Source organism: Promicromonospora sp. NPDC057138, from assembly GCF_042670845.1.
GTDB lineage: Bacteria > Actinomycetota > Actinomycetes > Actinomycetales > Cellulomonadaceae > Promicromonospora.
The window spans coordinates 45,099-63,758 of record NZ_JBHUUX010000013.1 but is presented as its reverse complement, the minus strand read 5'-3'; the positions used below and the strand labels follow the sequence as shown (position 1 = coordinate 63,758).

At 69.6% G+C, this 18,660-nt stretch carries 14 protein-coding genes; 5 read left to right on the top strand and 9 right to left on the bottom strand.

From position 1 onward, the window contains the following. Position 1 precedes the first annotated feature (1 nt). A complete protein-coding gene (locus tag ACFT2C_RS10670) occupies positions 2 to 679 on the top strand; it encodes a sulfotransferase family protein (RefSeq protein ID WP_377207022.1) in 678 nt (225 codons plus the stop codon). Beyond that, the gene (locus ACFT2C_RS10665; RefSeq protein ID WP_377207021.1) at positions 648 to 1,796 is read left to right on the top strand and encodes a hypothetical protein; all 1,149 of its coding nucleotides are present in this window, start codon (positions 648 to 650) and stop codon (positions 1,794 to 1,796) included. Before ACFT2C_RS10670 ends, ACFT2C_RS10665 begins: the two co-directional genes overlap by 32 nt. Before the next feature lie 39 nt (positions 1,797 to 1,835). Here the strand turns inward: ACFT2C_RS10665 and ACFT2C_RS10660 are convergent, their stop codons facing one another. The 6 genes from ACFT2C_RS10660 to ACFT2C_RS10635 are packed head-to-tail and all read right to left on the bottom strand — an operon-like array spanning position 1,836 to position 11,924. Next, a complete protein-coding gene (locus ACFT2C_RS10660; protein ID WP_377207020.1) occupies positions 1,836 to 3,212 on the bottom strand; it encodes a hypothetical protein in 1,377 nt (458 codons plus the stop codon). After that, positions 3,209 to 4,270: a glycosyltransferase gene (locus ACFT2C_RS10655; protein ID WP_377207019.1), complete on the bottom strand. Its 1,062-nt coding sequence runs from the start codon at positions 4,268 to 4,270 to the stop codon at positions 3,209 to 3,211. Before ACFT2C_RS10655 ends, ACFT2C_RS10660 begins: the two co-directional genes overlap by 4 nt. Position 4,271: 1 nt before the next feature. Then, positions 4,272 to 5,765, bottom strand: coding sequence for a polysaccharide pyruvyl transferase family protein (locus tag ACFT2C_RS10650; protein WP_377207018.1), 1,494 nt, complete (start codon positions 5,763 to 5,765; stop codon positions 4,272 to 4,274). Then, positions 5,765 to 8,704 carry a glycosyltransferase family 2 protein gene (locus ACFT2C_RS10645; RefSeq protein WP_377207017.1) on the bottom strand — a complete coding sequence of 980 codons (2,940 nt, stop codon included), beginning with the start codon at positions 8,702 to 8,704 and terminating at the stop codon, positions 5,765 to 5,767. Before ACFT2C_RS10645 ends, ACFT2C_RS10650 begins: the two co-directional genes overlap by 1 nt. 51 nt (positions 8,705 to 8,755) lie before the next feature. Beyond that, positions 8,756 to 10,009: a UDP-N-acetyl-D-mannosamine dehydrogenase gene (wecC, locus tag ACFT2C_RS10640; RefSeq protein WP_377207016.1), complete on the bottom strand. Its 1,254-nt coding sequence runs from the start codon at positions 10,007 to 10,009 to the stop codon at positions 8,756 to 8,758. A gap of 7 nt (positions 10,010 to 10,016) precedes the next feature. After that, positions 10,017 to 11,924, bottom strand: coding sequence for a glycosyltransferase (locus ACFT2C_RS10635; protein ID WP_377207015.1), 1,908 nt, complete (start codon positions 11,922 to 11,924; stop codon positions 10,017 to 10,019). Positions 11,925 to 12,168: 244 nt separating this feature from the next. On the opposite strand from ACFT2C_RS10635, the gene ACFT2C_RS10630 reads away from it, so the two are divergent. Continuing rightward, the gene (locus ACFT2C_RS10630) at positions 12,169 to 14,604 is read left to right on the top strand and encodes a polysaccharide lyase 8 family protein (protein ID WP_377207014.1); all 2,436 of its coding nucleotides are present in this window, start codon (positions 12,169 to 12,171) and stop codon (positions 14,602 to 14,604) included. A 57-nt stretch (positions 14,605 to 14,661) separates the two neighbouring features. On the opposite strand, the gene ACFT2C_RS10625 is transcribed toward ACFT2C_RS10630, so the two are convergent. Both ACFT2C_RS10625 and ACFT2C_RS10620 read right to left on the bottom strand, forming a co-directional pair. After that, the gene (locus tag ACFT2C_RS10625; RefSeq protein WP_377207013.1) at positions 14,662 to 15,672 is read right to left on the bottom strand and encodes an LCP family protein; all 1,011 of its coding nucleotides are present in this window, start codon (positions 15,670 to 15,672) and stop codon (positions 14,662 to 14,664) included. Between the two features lie 200 nt (positions 15,673 to 15,872). Next, the gene (locus ACFT2C_RS10620) at positions 15,873 to 16,097 is read right to left on the bottom strand and encodes a hypothetical protein (protein ID WP_377207012.1); all 225 of its coding nucleotides are present in this window, start codon (positions 16,095 to 16,097) and stop codon (positions 15,873 to 15,875) included. Between the two features lie 134 nt (positions 16,098 to 16,231). On the opposite strand from ACFT2C_RS10620, the gene rfbA reads away from it, so the two are divergent. Next, entirely contained in the window at positions 16,232 to 17,095 is an 864-nt protein-coding gene (gene rfbA / locus ACFT2C_RS10615) for a glucose-1-phosphate thymidylyltransferase RfbA (RefSeq protein ID WP_377207011.1), read from the top strand. Positions 17,096 to 17,109: 14 nt separating this feature from the next. Here rfbA and rfbD read toward each other — a convergent pair whose 3' ends face one another. After that, complete coding sequence (gene rfbD, locus ACFT2C_RS10610) at positions 17,110 to 17,982, bottom strand: dTDP-4-dehydrorhamnose reductase (RefSeq protein WP_377207010.1); 873 nt, start codon at positions 17,980 to 17,982, stop codon at positions 17,110 to 17,112. Positions 17,983 to 18,037: 55 nt separating this feature from the next. Here rfbD and ACFT2C_RS10605 point away from each other — a divergent pair, with 55 nt between their 5' ends. Further along, positions 18,038 to 18,652, top strand: a complete 615-nt coding sequence (locus ACFT2C_RS10605; protein ID WP_377207009.1) for a dTDP-4-dehydrorhamnose 3,5-epimerase family protein — start codon at positions 18,038 to 18,040, stop codon at positions 18,650 to 18,652. The last annotated feature ends 8 nt before the right edge of the window (positions 18,653 to 18,660 follow it).

Below are 18,660 nucleotides of genomic sequence, written 5' to 3'. Positions count from 1 at the left end.
CGTGTACGACTCAGCCGCCCCGCGCGACCCTCTCGGTTGCATCTTCATCGTCACGTACGGGCGATCCGGTTCGACTCTGCTCCAGGGGGTCCTCAACTCGATCCCGGGCTACGTGGTCCGCGGCGAGAACGGCGACTCCTTGTACAGCCTGTTCGCGTACTTCAACACGCTCGACAAGGCGCATCGCGAGCACACCGATCCGAAGAAAAAGGCTCCGGACACACCGTCGCACCCCTGGTTCGGGATTCATCAGTTCTCGGACGAGACGACTCTCGCGCTGTTGCGGTCACTCGTCCTGGCGTCCCTGCTGCAGCCCCCGGCAGGAACCCGCGTGACTGGTTTCAAGGAGATCCGGTGGGTCCACTCCAACTGGCGGGCCTACGCCGACTTCCTGATCCGCCTCTTCCCTCGAGCGCGGTTCGTCGTCAACACCCGCGACCACGCGGACGTGCTCGCGAGCAAATGGTGGAAGAGCCGCGAGAACGGTCCCGCGATACTCGACCGGGCAGAGGCTCAGTTCTCCGAGCTCGAGGCCGCCTACCCCGATCGCACCTACCGCGTTCATTACAACGACTATGTCGCCGACCCCGGCACGCTCGAGGGGCTCTTCAAGTGGCTCGGCGAACCGTTCGACAAGGACAGCGTGAATGACGTCTTCACCCGCAAGCACTCGTACTGAGGTCGCGCCCGTCCCTGCTGGCGCTCGTCTGCTGCACATCGGCCTCCCGAAAACCGGCTCGACCGCGCTGCAGCATGCCGCTTCACGGCTCAAGAAGAAGCTCCGCGCAGAGGGCGTCATCTACCCGGGAAATGGCGAGAACCATCACAAGGGAACCTCATGGCTCGCCGGGCTGAAGATCGGATACCTGTCCGATCCGACACCACAAGAACAGTGGTGGCTCAACCTCAAGCGAGAGCTCGACCGGCACGAGTCCAGGCGTGGACTCGTCTCGTTCGAGATGATCTGTACGACGGACATCGACGGGGCGCATCGGACGGTCGACGCGCTCGGCGACGGCGGACGAGTTCCGGTTCACGTCACGCTCGTCCTGCGCAACTTCGGCACCTTCGTACCGTCCTACTGGCAGGAAAGTCTCAAGCGGGGAAACACCGAGTCGCTCGACGCGTACCTCCGGCGTGTGCTCAAGGACCCCGCCGCGGTGGAGGCCTCCGGCGCCTTTCACCGGCGTGACGGCCATAGCCTCATCGAACGGTGGTCCGCGGCGGTCGGCCCCGAGAACATCACCGTCATCGTGCTTGAGAAGGAACAGCCCGCACGCCTGCTCGACACCTTCGAGTCGATGCTCGACCTTCCCGAGGGGCTGTTGCGGTCGGGGAGCCCGACCGGCATCGGCGCGAACCGGGGTATGTCCGCCGCGGAAGCCGCCCTCGTCCACCGGCTCAACGAGCAGATCATCGGCGAGTGGCAGGCTTCGCCGTCCGATCATCGGTCCCTGGTGCACCACGGCGTGGTCAACCGCCTGCTGTCGAGCCGCGAGCCCGCGGACTCCGAGGGCAAGCTGACGATTCCAGGCTGGGCGGCCCAGTCGTGCGTCGAGGCCGGGAGGATCTTCGCCGACAGCGTGCGCTCAGCGGGCGTACGGGTCGTCGGGGACCTGGCGGAGCTTGAGCGTCCGGTCCCCACCGCCGACGACGAGTCGCTTGCGGCCCCCGACGTCGTTCCCTTCGACTTCGCGGTCGAGGCACTGCTCGGCATGTTCGCACGCGCGACCGGCTGGACTGCTGACCACACCAAGCAGCTGAAGCGACCGGATACGCACCAGACACGCCAGTGACCTGAGGGGACCGACCGTGCGTCCGGCGGCCCCCTCAGGTCAGCACAGCTCTTGCGCGCCCTCGTAGACGCCGATGACGGCTTGCAGAGCGAGCTCGCGCGGGATCCGGTGCTGGACTCCGATCGCTCCCTTGGCGGCGCCGGCAGACCGCGTGTCGAGGATCCGCCGGACGGCCGATGAGCGCAGCCGGCGGACGTCGGCGTCGTCAAGATCTCCGACGTCCGTGAGGTGCTCGTCGAGGGCGGCGAGGAACTCGGCCTCGGCCGCACTCAGCCCGCGGTCTCCGGTGCGTTCGTCCGCCGCGGCGACGGCGTCAGGCGCGGTGGAGGTTTGCGGTCCTGCCCCTCGGAGCTGGACAGCGCGTCGCGCCAGGCCGCCGGCCGCGATCAGGGCAAGGTCGCTCGGCACGTCCTCCGGGAAGGGCACCGGGTCACCGATCCGTCCCGCCGCGGCGAGATCGGAGAGGTCACCGACAACGCGGACGCCAGCAGACTCGATCTGTTCGGCGATCCGGATCGCGGCGGTCGCGGCACGTCTGGTCACCCATTCCGGCACGCGCAACGCGGGCTCGTCCGTCCGGCGCGGCCGCTGAGAGATCACGGCGTTCACCGCACCGCCGTGAAAGAGTCCTCGTCGGGCGCGGGACCCCGTCTCATGGAAGATCCGCTCCGCGGCCTGCCTGAAGAACTCGGTCTCGATAGCGCTCATGCCTGAGTTGGCGCTGACCCGGTCGAGCGTTCCGCGTGGCTGTGCGAGCAGATCCTCGAAGACCCGGAAGATGTGGTCGCGATCCGTGGGATCGAGCACGACGACGGTCATGTTCTCCGGTCCGAAGGCGTCCGCCCACCGTCCCACGAGGTTGGTGCCGTCGCTCTCGTCGAAGACGTCCCCGCCGGGCATGTGCAGCATCGGCAGGTCCCGGAAGGCATCTTTCAGCCACGCGTCGAGGGGCCCGAACTCGCCGTTCTTGACTCGCTGCTGCCACATGGACAGGAGCATCCCGGGCAGGGGCCGAAGGGTCAGCACCACGTGGGTCGGCATGGTGAACGCCTCCCGGACCGGCGCGATATCGCGCGCGCCGGCGGTCGAGAAGGCCTCGCTGCTCACCAGTGCGTAGTCGCGATCGTTGTCCACGAGCTGCTTGAGGATCCCCGTCGCCCAGTGGGCGGGCGCACGATCCGGGAGCCAGGGCTCCTTCGAGTAGCCGAGCAGCGACCTCGCGAACCGACGGTGGTTCTCGTACCGGCCCGGGTAGATCACCCCGCCTTCGCGCAGCCGCGGGCGCGAGCCGGCCGCCGACTGCTGGAGCGATGTCGTGCCTGTCTTGGGCGCACCGATGTGGAGCACGGTGGTACCCCGGGGCAGGGCGCCGACCTCGTCGACCGCATCGTGTGGCTCTCGAGCTTCCGCGGTCATTTCGGCAGCAGCTCCGCGAAGTCCACGGCCATGTCGTGCATCGTGTAGGACGCCGCGAACTGCTCGGCGGCCCGTGCCCTGGCACCGCCGCGCCGGTCCAGGCCCCGTTCGACAGCCTCGGCCAACGCGTCCACCCGAGATGTGGCATCGACGTCGAAGAACTCCACCCACTGCTCGCCGCCGTACTCCGCGAGCAGGTGCGGTTCACCCGGAACCACGCAGGGAACACCGAGTGTCGCGGCAAGGAGCATGCTCCCCGAGTTCAGGATCCGCGTGTACGGCAGAGCGAAGAGGTCACAGGCGGAGGCCCAGGTGACCACCTCGTCGTCGGTCAGCTGTCCGTGGCGCCGGTGCACCGTGACGTTTCCCGGCATCGCCTCCTCGATCTCCGCCATCGCCTCCGGGGTGGTACCACCGGCCAGCAGCATCGAGACCCGGGGATTGCGTTCGGCGAGCCGGCCGGCCGCCCGCAGCAGGTCTCCGACGCCCTTGTAGGGACGGATCCCGCCCACGATCCCGACCACCAGATCGCCGGGAGGGATGGTGCCGATCCGCTTGCGCGCTGCTCGGCGCCCTGGCGACGGCTCGTAGACGCCCCGGTAGCTCGCGTGCCGCACACGGCGCACCTTCTCGGACGGGAGCTCGTAGTACCGGGACACCACCCCGGGGGTCTGCGAGTTGAGGATGAGGATCCGCGACGACCGGCGAGCGAGCACCTTCGCGAGCTCGACCTCTTCGGCGTGGTAGGTCGTGTCGTGGGAGATCGTGTTGTGCACGGTCCAGAAGACGTTCACACCACGAGAACGGGCACCGGCCAGCGCAGTGTCGAGCCGCGCGATGCGCGAGCGGAGCTCCGCCGCGTCCTTCACCTTCTCGGCGACCGGGCTCGTCCAGTGGATGTGCATGATGTCACCGGCCTCGAGCACCGCGAGCTCGTTCAGCAGCTCGTGGTAGCGCCACTTCCCGTCGACGCGCCAGCCCCGCGAGCGAGCCTCCATGTAGAGCATGTTCAGGTAGGGGTTCGTGGTCCAGTAGGGGAACACGCTGATCCGCGCCACGTCATCGCTCCTTGACAAGTGCCGGTTCGGCCGCGAGCCGCGGCAGGCCGTCGGACCAGGCCAGCTCGGTCGCTTGGGCGGTCCCGTCGTCGTACTCGACCGAGACCAGGCACCGCGTGGCCTCCACCGCACCCCAGGCGGACGGCAGGACGACGTCCAGGTCGAGCTGGGCGGTCCCGGAGGGCAGCACGTGGTGCGGCACGCTGACCTGCTCGCCGAGCGCCTCGTTCGTGAGCCGCACCTCGGCGATCGGTGTCTGCGTGTCGGCCAGCAGCAGCGCAAGGCTCAGCACGGTCCCACGCGGACGGCGCACCGCGGCGTAGGCCACGGCCCGCAGCCCGTCCCTGGTCCGCCGTGCAGCCTCCTCGATGCGCGCGACATCGGACGTGCGCACCGCCGCATCGATGCTCCTGAGGTCGGCAGGCAGCGACTCCGCCGCGACCTCGGCATAGTGCCACCGACGCTTCTCCGCCAGCTCGGCCGCGTCGATGTCGGAGGCTGCGCCGGCGAAAGCCCGCAGAAACCTCACGTATTCGGTCCGCACGCGGTGGAGCGCCTCGCCATGGGACTCCTCCATGGCGGCGAGCCAGACCCGGTCCCGGTCATCAGTACTCACGGCCCCGCGCGGCGGAGCGGCCCAGGGCACCACGTCGCCCGACGACCACAGCTCCCAGGGGAACGCCTCGAGCAGCGCGTCCGCGTCGAACTCGGGGACGGGCTGGCCCCCCAGCACGAGCGCTTCCTCGACCGTCTCGGCGATCGGCTCGAACGCCCGGCCGGTGCCGGCGAGGTAGTCGCGGTACTTGAAAGGGTGCTCGTGCGCGGACCGCACGAAGCGCGCGGGGATCCCGAGCGCCTCCGCGACGATGACGGCGTGCAGCGACGTGCTGATCACGAACCGGCTCGAAGCGATCTGCAGGAGCACCGAGTCCACGTGGTCCTGTGGGTCGAGCGTCTCCAGCTCGTACTCGCCGGGCGCCGACGAGAGATCGGCCTTGTCGTTGAAGTTGGGCACGAAGAGCACGTCCCGCACCGGCGCACGGCCCACCCGGAGCAGCTCGGGCATGACGTCGGCCAGCAGGAGGACCGGATCGCCGTAGACCTCCGGCACCTCGAATCCCTGACCGGACAGGAAGCGCCGGGTCAGGGGTCCCCGAACGGCGCGGAACGACACCTCGTCCGGGATGTCCTTGGTCGCCGCCAGCTTCTTGCCGTTCACCCCGGACCCCCACACGACGGATCGCTCCGGCGCGAGGTGGAGGATCGATCCGACCGACAGGAGTGCCGGTCCGTCGGGCGCGACATTGCGGGTGGCGGGTCCGACCAGGCGGGACACGATCGCCGGGCCCAGGACGTCGCCGAAGTTCGCCACCGGCGCGCCCGACCGGACCGGGTTCCAGTGCACCACTGGCACCCCCGCGACCCGCGTGACGGCCCGGACTCCCCCGAGGACACCGGCGGCATGGACGTTCGGGTCTGCTGTCAGGTAGTTCATCAGGCACCGGCCTTCCGGGACGCGTGCTGCAGGGCGGCCTTCCTGCGGTTCTTCCGGGCGCGCAGGACGCGCCACTCGACGGCGCGATAGACCCGCAGCTTTCTGGCGCGCCGGCCGACCCGGACGCTGCGCCAGCGAGCCGCCGCAGCGACACGTGCCGGTCCGGAGGCGAACGTGCGCAGCCCGAGCTCCGGGCCGCCCGCGACCCGCATGGGCCGGACCACGCTCAGCGACGAGGTCCCACCCGGCCACTCGATGCGGACCGGCAGCTCGAGCTCGCCGAACGCGTCCGCGACAACCACTCGGAGCCGCCAGTCGTACCCCGGCTCGAGGGCCGCGAGATCCGCTTCGACGGACCATCCGGTCTCGTTCACCGAGACCCGGCCGAAGAGCCGCTGCCTGTGCACGTCCCGCTGCTTGCCCTCGGAACCGAGCGCCTCGAGCCGGAGCACCCGCACACCTGGGCGAACCGGCCCGTTTCCCTTCAGGTGCAGCACGCGGCCCCGGCTCCCCGCGACGGTGGCGGCGAACTTCGGCCGGTACTTGTACGGGTTGCGGTGGGCCTCGCGCCAGACGTCGTTCGACTCCCCGTGCAGCAACGCCTCCGCCACGCGCACCTCCCTCGTCGCCGGGGCGGTCGTCGACTGCAGCGGAACCTCCGGATCGATCCTGCTCGCGAACGCCATCATGCGTTCGGCAAGCTCGCCGTCCCAGGCATGGGACACGTCGATGAACGGGCGCATCACCTCGTCCCGCCACAGCTTCCCGACCAGGCGCCGGTCGATCCCGTCGGTCATCGCCGTCGAGATGGCCTCGGCGGAGGCCGAGATCGTCTCTGACGCGCCTGCGGGCCTCTTGCCGACCTCGCGTTCCCAGACGACGCGCGCCAGATCGAGGTGACCGTGCGCGACCAGGTGGAAGACCAGCGCGCGCCGCGCGCCGATCCGCTCCAGCGCCTCGAAGGGCGCCAGCGAGACGAGTCCGGCGACAGCGTCCGACACGGCAGCACGGTCATCCTTGGCGAGCTGATCGAACCCGTCCTGCATCAGCTTCCCGAGCGTCGCCCAGGCGTCGGAGCCGAGCGCCGCATGCCAGTACTCGCGTGCGAGCACGCTCCGGTCGTCATCCGCCACCAGCACCGCACACAGTCGTTCCTGCACGAAGTAGCCGATCAGCGACCGCACGTCGCCGAGCCGCGCCGTCATCGAGCTTCCACCAGGGCGTGCACGGTAGTGATAGACCACCTCTGGCGTCACGGCGATGCTCCGCGCGAATCGCATCGCGGCCGTCATCGGGAGCATGTCGTTGCCGCGTGGTGTGGTCGGGAAGTGCAGCTTGTGCTCGGTCCAGAACTCCCTGCGGATGAGCCTGTTCCAGCACGTCCGGTTCCGGATCAGACGGGGACTGAGGTCGAGCGTCGTCCGCTCGAGACGGCGGTCCAGGCCATACATCCTGGGGTCGCTCCACGTCGACGAGGTCCACACCCGCTGGAAGCCGCCCACCGTCACATCGGCACCGGTGCGTTCCGCGAGGTCCAGGAGCGAGCGGTACGCGTGCCGCGGGACGAGGTCGTCGCCGTCGCAGAAGATGACGTACCTGCCGGCGGCCAGCGCGAGCCCCGCGTTCCTGGCCTGCGCGCCTCCGCTGCCAGGGTTGCGCACCGGTACCACCCGGGTGTCCCGGCGCGCCCATTCGAGGATCTTCTCCCACGTGCCGTCCGTCGAGTGATCGTCCACGACGATCAGCTCGAGGTCGTCCATCGTCTGCTCCAGCACTGAACGGATGCACGCGTCAACCCAGGGGTCCACGTCGAACGTGGGCATGACCACCGAGACCATCGGCCCGTTACCCGCTGCCGGAGCTGAGCTCGCGGTCACGCGCTCGGCTGCGGGCCGGCCCGCGGGCTCCTCGGCCGTCAGGCAGAGTGCCTCGAGCAGCGCCCTCGGCAGCCCGGCACGCCGTACATCCGGCTCCTGGCCGGCCAGGAGCTCCAGTGCCGCCGTCAGAGTCGCCGTTGGCACCCTGCGCAGGGTCGCGGCCTCGCTCGCCTCGAGCAGCTCCGCCACGAACGCCGTGGCGATCGTCCTGGTCTCGCTGTCGACCTCGCTGAGGGGCTTGATGCGCGAGGCGACCTCGTAGCGCATCACCTTCTCCACGAAGTACTGGACCGCCTCCGGGACGTCCGCGCCCTTGAGCACGTGGAGCGCCTCTCGGACCTGGACCGCCCACTCCAGGATGGTCCGGGACGACGCCAGCCCGGTGGTGATGGATCCCGGCCGACGGCGGTACAGGTACATGCACCGGGGCACGACGTCGAAGGCCGTCGCCCTCGCATAGGCGCGCATCGACGGCACCACGTCCTCACACTTGGTGGCCTCCGGCCACCGGATGTCCTCGTGGACCAGAAACTCCCGCCGGAACACCTTGGTCCAGGCGGTGTGGTCGTACACCAGCTCCGGGAGGTCGGCCAGGGTCGCGCGTTCCGCGCCCGTGTCGTACACCGCCGGCCGCGTGGTCCAGTACCGGTGCCGGCCCGACGACGTGCCGAACTCGTCCGCGTAGGCGGTCGCGAAGTCCGAGCCGGACCGCTCGAGCGAGGCGACCAGCGACGCGTACGCCCCCGGCGCGACGATGTCGTCGCTGTCCGGGAAGGTGACGTACTTTCCCCGGGCATGGCCGAGGCCGACGTTACGAGCGGCGCCCAGCCCCACGTTGACGGGATTCTCCACCACGCGGACCTCGTCGTACGCGGCCTCGAACTCCCGCGCGATGACTACCGAACGGTCCGGCGACGCGTCGATGACGACGATGATCTCCTGCGCGACTCCCTGACCGAGGACGCTGTTCAGGCAGTCGTCCAGGTACCTCTCCACACCGTAGACCGGCACCACTACCGACAAGAGCGGTGTCTCCTCGTCCCGTGTTCCGGGAGCCCTCATCAAGATCTCCTGCTTTCGTTCGTGATCCTGCTTGCTCTGGCCGCGCCGTCCTCAGGCACGCTGCGCGGCAGTCATCCCGCGCGTATCGATCAGCCGCCCGGCCGCGAGCTCCCCCGCGAGGCCACGGAAGGCCGTGTGGTCCACCAGCAGGACCTGGACATCGCCCCTCTCGAGCGCTTCGGAGGCGTCGACCAGCCGCACGTTGTCGAACTGCGCGAGCTGGTCCGGAACCGCCTCCACGTGCGGCTCCACCACGAGCACTTCCGCGTGCGGGAACGTCACCGCCATGTCCCGCACGATCTCGACCGCGGGCGACTCGCGCAGATCGTCGATGTTCGGCTTGAACGCCAGGCCGTAGGCGGCGATCACCGGCGACTCGGTCCCGGCCACGGCGTCCAGCACCTTGTGCAGCACCCAGCGGGGCTTGGCGTCGTTCACCTCGCGCGCCGTCCGGATGAGGCGCGCCTCCTCGGGCGCGGCGTCGACGATGAACCACGGGTCGACCGCTATGCAGTGTCCGCCCACGCCCGGCCCGGGCTGCAGGATGTTCACGCGCGGGTGGCGGTTCGCCAGGCGGATGAGCTCCCACACGTCGATGCCGATCCGGTCGGCGATCACTGACAGCTCGTTGGCGAACGCGATGTTGACGTCGCGGAACGAGTTCTCCACGAGCTTCGCCATCTCGGCGGTGACGGAGTCCGTCAGCAGGATCTCGCCCTGGCAGAACACCTGGTACAGGTCGCGCGCCCGCTCGGCGGCCTCCGACGTCAGGCCGCCCATGATCCGGTCGTTGGTCACCAGCTCGACCATGACCCGTCCGGGCAGCACGCGTTCGGGGCAGTACGCCACATGGATCACCGGCCTGCCGTCGGCGGCGTCCAGGCTCAGGTCGGGGCGCTCGTCGAGGATCCAGTCGGCCAGCTGCCGGGTCGTGCCGGGCGGCGACGTCGACTCGAGAATGACGAGCTCCCCGCCGGCCAGCATCGGCGCGAGCGCCTTGACGGCGGCCTGGATGTAGCTCAGGTCGGGCTCGTGGTCGCCCCCGATCGGCGTCGGTACGGCGACGATGAACGCCTCGGCCGGTTCGGGCGAGTCCACCGCCCGGAGCTTGCCGGCGGAGACCGCGCCCTTGACGTACCCGGCGAGGTCCGGCTCCACGAAGGGCACCTCGCCGCGGTTCACGGCGTCCACGGTGTCGAGGTTGACGTCGATGCCGACCACGCTGAGACCACTGTCCGCGAGGATCGCGGCGGTAGGAAGCCCGATGTAACCCAGGCCGATCACGCCGACCTTGCTGATTCCCATGCGAACCTCAGAACATGACGTGCGCAGTCGCACGTCCGTAGAATTTCGCCGAGCCGCTCGCGAGCAGCTCGACATCTGACACGTCCCAGGAGTGCTCCACGGCGGAGGCGTCGCGCACCTGGACGAAGTTGAACCGGTCGGCGGAGTACACGGCACCGCCGGCCGTCACGACGTCCTCCAGGAACGTCGTGTCCTCGCCGCGCGGCAGCGGGGCGAAGCGCACCTGCGTGGCCAGCCCCCGGCGCGCGACGATCGTCGGGCCCATGACCCTGTCGGTGTACCGGTGCTCGCGGTCGGCGAACCTCAGCATCGTCAGGTCCTGGCCGGCGAGGTACATGTAGTGCGCCTGCTTGCCCACCACGTCCGCACCCGAGTAGGCCATCGCGTAGAGCTGGTCGGACAGGTACTGCGGGCCGTACAGGTCGTCGTCGTCGATCTTGGCGACCACGTCACCGTCAGCGGTGTCGAGGAGGAGATTGAGGCACTCGCCCAGCAGGACGTCCGCGTCCGCGGACAGCAGGACCAGCTCCTGGACGCCCGCATCCTTGGCGCGCGCCTCGACGTCGGCAGCGGAGAGCTCGAAACCGTGCGTCAGCAGCGCGACCTGCAGGTCCACGTCCTCCTGCACGCCGAGCTGCGCGAGCACGTGGTCGAGCTGATGCGGCCGGTTCGTCGAGACCAGCGCCGTCACCGTCGGTCGCGGGACCGCAGGGGAATCGGCCAGACCCACCGAGTGCAGCACCTTCTGCGCGCGAGCCGAGTACGTGTGCTCCCGCCAGATCCGGCGCTGCCCCTTGTGCACCGCGCGATCGCGCAGCTCCGGGGACCGGACCAGCGCCCGCACGGTCGACGCGGCCGAGTCCCGGTCGGGAACGACAAAGACCTCGTCGCCCGGGAAGTACTCCCCCACCGCGGCGCTCGGCGTCGACACGACCGGCGTCCCGCTCGCGGTGATCTCGAAGATCCGCCGCGCGCACATGCTCGGGGAGTCCACCACCGAGTTCACGTTCAGGAAGACCTTGTACTCCCGGTACGCGGTGAGCATCCGGTCGTAGTCGAGCGACCCGACCACCCGCTGGTCCAGCGGCGCCGGGAACTGGTACTTCTCGTCCTTGCCGCGGAACCGGGAGAAGATCTCGAGGCCGCGCTCCAGCTTCGACGACGCATCGAGCGCGCCCCCGAGCAGCAGGTCCATCTGCTCGCGCCGCTCGGGATACTTGTGCGCGAAGTACGTCCCGGCGAACGCCACGTCGCGCTGCGGGCCCTCGCCGTGGAGCCGCACCGGGTTGTGGATCGCGGGTTGCGCCGCGAACTCGAGCACGCCCACGCGGTCGTGACCGAGCGCCTCGGCGTACGCCGGCACCCTGCCCACGTCCGTCGTGTACACGCGGTCGAACAACTTGGCCGAGTCGAGGAAGTCCTCGAAGTGGACCGGGTCCTCCTTGTTCCAGAAGACCGTCGGCACCCCCGCGGCACGGCACGCCTCGACGAGCTCCACGAAGGCGGGCCGCGGCGCCGTCGGGCCGGTGAGGTGGTACTGCCACACGCCGCGATTGCCGTGCCACGCGGACTCGACGAACAGCAGGTCCAGCCCCGCGTCCAGGTCGCCGCGCCACGAGGTGGGCGCCAACACCACCTGGTCCCACTCGGGTGCGAACGCCATGCGGGAGAAGTCGTCGAGGATCACGCCGACGCGCAGGGCGCGCGGCCCGGCGACGTCGTTGCCCGACGCCGGACGCGCCGGCCATGGGTCGAACGTCATGCCCTTCCGCGTGACGCGAGCCGTCCCGGGCCGGGGTGCGAGCGAGCCGCGTTCCCGCCGCAGGTGCGTCCGGAGCTGGTCGACACCTCCGTGGCGAATGTGCCAGAGGGCCCTGCGCAGTGCGCGCACCCGGCCCTCGACGCGGTCGATCACAGCAGTGAATTCCCCTGGTCAGAAGTACATCGCACCCCGGCCATCCGTGGAACATCCCAGTTCGGAGGCCCGAGGTGCGTGATCGGTCGGTCCATGTTAGTGGCTTGAAGCCGCTGAAATCACGAAATTAGCGAAAAATATCCAATTGGTGGGATCACTTGTCATACTAATTCAACCGGAATAGCCGGGTACTCTCGGCCCGCTGAGACGTGCACCGTCTCGCCCCGGGTACCCTCACACGTTGATGACCTCCACTGACCACGAACAGCCGCACCGCCGCCTTGTCATCGGTCGCCGACAGCTGCTGCTCGTGAGCGGTCTCGCCGTCGCCGGTGCTGGTATCGGCGTCACGTATCTGCGCCAGAGCGAACCCGGCCCCACGAGCAGCACGACACCACGTGCCGAGGCCACGCCGACGACCCCGTACGCGCGGCTGCGCGGGCGCTGGTACGCCCAGCTCACCGGCGGGGATGTCGACCTGTCGGTGCAGGAGGTCGCCCGGGCGGTCGAAGCCGTCGATGCCACGGCCCAGAAAGCCCGGGCCGGCATGTCCCCACGCGGAGACGCCAAGGGTGTCTGGCCGGATCTTCCGCTCGAGGGCACAGGCCGCGGGCGCGCCGTATCGCTACGCCACACGGCAGACCGCCTCGGTTCCATCGCCCTCGCCTATGGGACGATCGGCGGCGCGTCGTACCGTGATCCCGCTCTGCGGACCAGCCTCATCGACGGCCTCGACCTCCTTCACGAGCGCTATGCCGGCTCTGAGACCGCGCAGGACGAGCCCTGGTTCGACCGGGAGATCAGCATCCCGCTCGCGCTGACCTCCATCTGCCTGCTGCTCCATGACGACCTGGAGAAGGACCGCCTCGAGCGGTACCTGGCGCCCGTCGACTTGTTCACGCCGGAGCCCTCGAAGACGGGTGCCAACCTGGTATGGACCTCCCAGGTGGTCGCCGAGCGCGCCATACTGCTCGACGACGGCGCCAAGCTCGACGCGGCCCGCGAGGGTCTGCTGCGCGCGCTCCACACGGTGACGTCCGGCGACGGCGTCTACCCCGACGGCTCGTTCATCCAGCACCAGCATCATCCGTACACCGGCGGATACGGGATCTCGTTCCTCAGGAGCGCGGTCCGGCTCGTCGAGCTGCTGCACGGCTCGCGCTGGCAGGTCGACGGCGCGCAGCTCGATCTGCTCCTGGACTTCGCCGTCGACGGTGTGGCGCCGTGGCTGCACAAGGGGGCTCTGCTCAGTCCGGTGCGCGGCCGCGAGATCTCGCGCCGGCCGGCCACCGACCACAACGCCGGCCATATCGCGATCGGCGCGTTCCTCGCTCTCAGCGAGCTGGGCCCGCCGGAACGCCAGGACGTCCTGGCAGGCATCACCCGCGATGCGATCGAGCAGGACACGCTCACGCCGTTCCTCGGCACGGACAACGTACCCGCCGTCACAGCCGCCCACCGTATTCTGAGCTCTGCGGTACCGGCCGCACCCCCCGCAGAAGGAACCCGGGTCTACGCCGCGATGGACCGTGTGCTGCACCGGCGCCCAGGCTTCACGTTCGCGATCGCCATGTCGTCCTCCCGGATCGCGAACTACGAAGCGATCAACGGCGAGAACCAGCACGGTTGGTGGACCGGGAGCGGTGCGACCTACCTGTACGACGGCGACCTCGCCCAGTTCGACGACGGCTACTGGCCGACGGTGGACCCCACTCGCATCCCGGGCACGACCGTCCCCGCAGGAAGCCCTCCGGACGGTAGCGGCTCGGACGCGCTCAGCACGGTCGCACTGGCCGGCGGTGTCTCGCTCGGCCAGCTTGGGCTCGCCACCATGGCGTTCCGCACGCCCGTCGACTCACCCGACACGGTGACAGGCCGGAAGTCCTGGTTCCTGCTCGGAGACGAGATCGTGGCGCTCGGCGCCGGCATCACCGGTCCCGTCGATCGCGCCGTCGAGACCGTCGTCGAGAACCGCAAGCTCTCCGCCGACGCACCCCAGCCGTTCGTCGTCGACGGCGCCGACCTCGGAACGGAGCCGATGGGCAGGTCGTTCGACCGCCCTGGCTGGGCGCACCTCACAGGTCCCGTCGAGGGAACCGACATCGGCTATGTCTTCCTGACGGAGGCGCGCGCACACGCGGCGCGGGAGTCACGGACCGGGCGGTGGACCGACATCAACCACAGCACGGCATTCGACTTCCCCGACGAGATCCAGCACGACTATCTGACGCTCCGCATCGACCACGGGCGCGGGCCGCGGGGTGATCGGTACGCGTACGTCCTGCTGCCCGGCGCGTCCGCCGAAGAGGTCCGCGACTACGCGGCGAGCCCCCCGGTGACGGTCCTGTCCAACACACCCGGGCTGCAGGCCGTCCGCAGGGGAGACACGATCGCAGCCAGCTTCGGGTCCACGGATGAACAGTCGGTCGCCGGCATCACGGCCCGTACCAGGGTCTCCGTGATTGTCGTCCAGGACGGAAGCAGGCTTTCGGTGGCGATCAGCGATCCGAGCCAGTCGGTGCGGGGCACAGCCAGGATCGGTCTCGACGACCGCATCGGCCGGGTGGTGACGGCTGACCCACGGATCCAGGTGCAGGCCGACGGCGCCGCCTCGACGCTGCTCGTCGACCTGTCGGAGGCACGCGGGCAGACGATTGCCGCGGTCTTCGAGACCGGCTGACCACCCAGGGGCCCGAACGGCCTCGCCGGACGACGGCGCTGCTGCGCTGCTGCACGGCTACTGCACGACCGCCGGCAGCACGTCCATGCCGTCCGGGTTGGCCTCCAGGAAGCTTGGCAGCTCGTCCTTCGCCACGGCCTCCATGAGCGGGTCGAACGTCGCGCGGTCGAGCACGACTATCGACTGCCCGTCGGCGCTGCGGTCGGTGCCGGCGTAGGGCGCGGTCATGAACGTGATGTCGTCCCCGGAGATGTTCCGGACGCTGATCGCCAGGTCCTGCATGGTGTCGAACGTGAAGCCCTCGTCGACGGTCACGGCGTTCGTCACCGCCCCCAGGAAGCTCGACATCTTCAGCAGGTCGGTCCTGTCTTCGCTGACCTTGGCCAGGATGGCCCGCATCCACGCCTGCTGCCGCTGCACGCGGCCGAAGTCGCCGTTCGCCAGCGAGTACCTCTCCCGCGCGAAGAGGAGCGCCTCCTCGCCCGTCATCGCCTGCCGCACCGAGCCGCCGGCGGCGGCGGGCACGGTGATCTCGACCCCGTCCAGGGAGTCGGTCAGGGTGGTGAACGACTCGAAGTCGGTCAACGCGAAGTGGTCGATGCGCACGCCCGTCAGGCTCTCGACGGTATGGATCATCAGGGGCGGGCCGCCGAAGGAGAACGCGGCGTTGATCTTCGCCTCCCCGTAGCCCGGGATGGGCACCCAGGAATCGCGCGGGATCGAGATCACCGCCGCCGTCTGCCGGTCCGCGGCGATGTGCACGAGCATGATCGCGTCGGTGCGCTGCGCGCCGGCCTCCCACACGGTCGGGTCGCCGGCCGAGATCCGGCTGTCGGAGCCGAGCACCAGGATGTTCATGGGCGCGGTCGGGCCCTTCACGGGCGGAGCGCTGGGCCGCGTCGCGGGGTCGACGTCGGCGAACGCGTCGATCCGCTCCATGTTGCCGTCGAGCGACGTCCGGACCCCGAAGTAGGCCGCGATCCCTCCCCCGACCACGAGCAGGAGGGCACCCACCACGATCGCGGCGACGGATCGCCGGCTCCGAGGCGAGCGTCGAACGTGCCGCACGTCCCCGTCCACGGGACTGGGTGCGGCAAGAAGATCATTCGTTCGCTCGTGTACAGCCATAAACGGTGATCCTAATGGCGATTACTGCAATTCCTCCCGGAGATCACCCATTTCTCACCCTTATTTACCCCGGTTCGGCAACAACGGCAAATCGCGGAAAAGATCCTCCGGGTGAATTTCGATCTGCGTCGCCGGTGGGGTCAGCGAACGAGCTCGATATGGTCGGCCTTCTCGTCGACCGAGATGCGATAGCCGAAGTACGCCATCGCCGCGTTGGCGCCGAGGAGCACCAGGGCGGCCGCGACTATCGCGGCGACGAATCCTTTGCCTCGGCGGGTTGGTCGGGCTCGCTGTGGCGGGCGCGGCTCGGGCTGGGGTGGCTCCGAGGCGGTGAGGAGGTCAGCACCCTCATTGAATTCATGCATATCCATTAACTACCGTTCCCGCAACGCCCACCGCATCACTCTCGGCAAAAGATCACCCCTTTTATCACCCCTTTCGACCCGCCCGACCGCCTCGGCCCCCACCGGCCTCCCCGAGACATGGAAGGATCCGTCCCATGCGCGGAATCATTCTCGCCGGCGGCTCCGGCACACGGCTGCACCCGATCACCCAGGGCATCAGCAAGCAGCTCGTCCCGGTCTACGACAAGCCGATGATCTACTACCCGCTGTCCACGCTGATCCTGGCCGGGATCAGCGACGTCCTGGTCATCACCACCCCGCACGACGCGGACCAGTTCCAGCGGCTGCTCGGCGACGGCTCGCAGTACGGCATCTCGATCAGCTACACGACGCAGCCGTCGCCCGACGGGCTCGCGCAGGCCTTCGTGCTCGGCGAGGAGTTCCTCGGCAACGAGCCGGTCGCCCTCGTCCTGGGCGACAACATCTTCTACGGTCCGGGCCTGGGCACCCAGCTCACCCGCTTCGCCGACATCGACGGCGGCGCCGTCTTCGCCTACCGCGTCGCCGATCCCACCGCGTACGGCGTCGTCGAGTTCGACGAGCATGGCCGCGCGCTCTCGCTCGAGGAGAAGCCCGCCCGGCCCAAGTCGAGCTACGCGGTGCCCGGGCTGTACTTCTACGACAACGACGTGGTCGCCATCGCCAAGGGGCTCAAGCCCTCGGCCCGCGGCGAGTACGAGATCACCGACGTCAACGCCGAGTACCTGAGCCAGGGGCGGCTCCAGGTCGAGGTGCTCCCGCGCGGCACGGCCTGGCTCGACACCGGCACGTTCGACTCACTGCTGGAGGCGTCCGACTACGTGCGCACCATCGAGCGCCGCCAGGGCCTGAAGATCGGCGCCCCCGAGGAGGTCGCCTGGCGACGTGGCTTCCTGTCCGACGACGACCTGCGCGTCCGCGCGGAGAAGCTCACGAAGTCGGGCTACGGCAGCTACTTGCTGGGCCTGCTGGACGACTGACGCCGGGACGCGCCTTACGGCGCGCCCAGCACCGTCGGCGCCGCCGCCTTCCAGCGGTCGGCCCAGTCCCCGATCGGCTCGACGCCGACCTCGCGGAGCCGGTCGTGCCCGAGCACCGAGTACGCCGGGCGGGGCGCCGGAAGCTGGTAGGCGGCGCTCGTCGTCGTATCGACGGGAGTGGCCAGGCCGGCAGCCGCCACCACCTCGCGCGCGAAGCCGCACCAGGTCACCTGGCCTGAAGCCGTCCCGTGGAACAGCCCGCCCGGGGCTCGCGCCGCGACGAGCCGCACGATCAGGTCCGCCAGGTCGGCGGTCCAGGTGGGCTGTCCGGTCTGGTCGTCCACGACGCTCAGCCGGTCCCGCTCGCCCGCGACGCGCGCGATGGTCTTGGGGAAGCAGCGCCCGCCGGCGCCGTACAGCCACGCTGTACGGACCACAAGGGCGTCCGGCGCGAGTGCCCGGACCGCCCACTCACCAGCAGCCTTGGTGCGTCCGTACGCGGAGCGCGGAGCCACCGGCGCATCCTCGGCGTAGGGCCGGGTCGCACCGCCGTCGAACACGTAGTCCGTGGACACATGCACCAAGCGCGCGCCCGACGTCGTGGCGGCGCGGGCGAGGTTCGCGGCGCCCGTCGCGTTGGCGGCGAAGGCCTCGGCCTCGTGCGCCTCGGCGTCGTCGACGGCGGTCCAGCCGGCACAGTTGACGACGACGTCCTGGCCCGCCACAGCGTCGAGCACCGCCGAGGCATCGGTGATGTCCAGATCGGACCGGCGCAGCCTGGTCACCTCGTGCCCGTTGGCCGCCGCGACCGCTACCGCGTCCTGCCCGAGCATGCCTGCCGCGCCGAAGACCACCCACCGCTGCCTCGTGCTGTGTCCGCTGGTCACCCTAGGATCCTAACCAGGGTCGCAGGGCCACCGACCAACCACGCGAGGAGTCTCCATGAAGTATCGCGAGCTTGCCGTGCCCGGCGCGTTCGAGATCACCCCCCAGCAGTTCGGCGACCCGCGCGGGCTCTTCCTGGAGGCGTTCAAGGCAGGCCCGTTCGCCGACGCCGTCGGGCACGCCTTCGACCTGCAGCAGGCCAACTGCTCCGTGTCCGCCGCCGGCGTCCTCCGCGGCGTCCACTTCGCCGACGTGCCGCCCAGCCAGGCCAAGTACGTCATGTGCATCAAGGGCGCCGTGCTCGACGTCGTCGTGGACATCCGCGTCGGCTCGCCCACCTTCGGCACCTGGGACGCCGTCCTCCTGGACGACGTCGACCGACGTGCGATCTATCTGTCGGAAGGACTGGGCCACGCCTTCATGTCCCTGGAGGACGGCTCGACGGTCCTGTACCTGTGCTCCTCCGGCTACGCCCCGGGCCGCGAGCACGGCATCCACCCCCTCGACCCGGCCCTGAACATCGCCTGGCCCACGACAGCCCGCGACGGCACCCCGATCACCCCGCAGCTCTCAGAAAAAGACGAGGCGGCCCCCACCCTCGCCGAGGCGAAGGAACAGAACCTCCTCCCCACCCAGGACCAGGTCAACGCCTACCTAGCGACCAGGCGCTGACTGAGGCC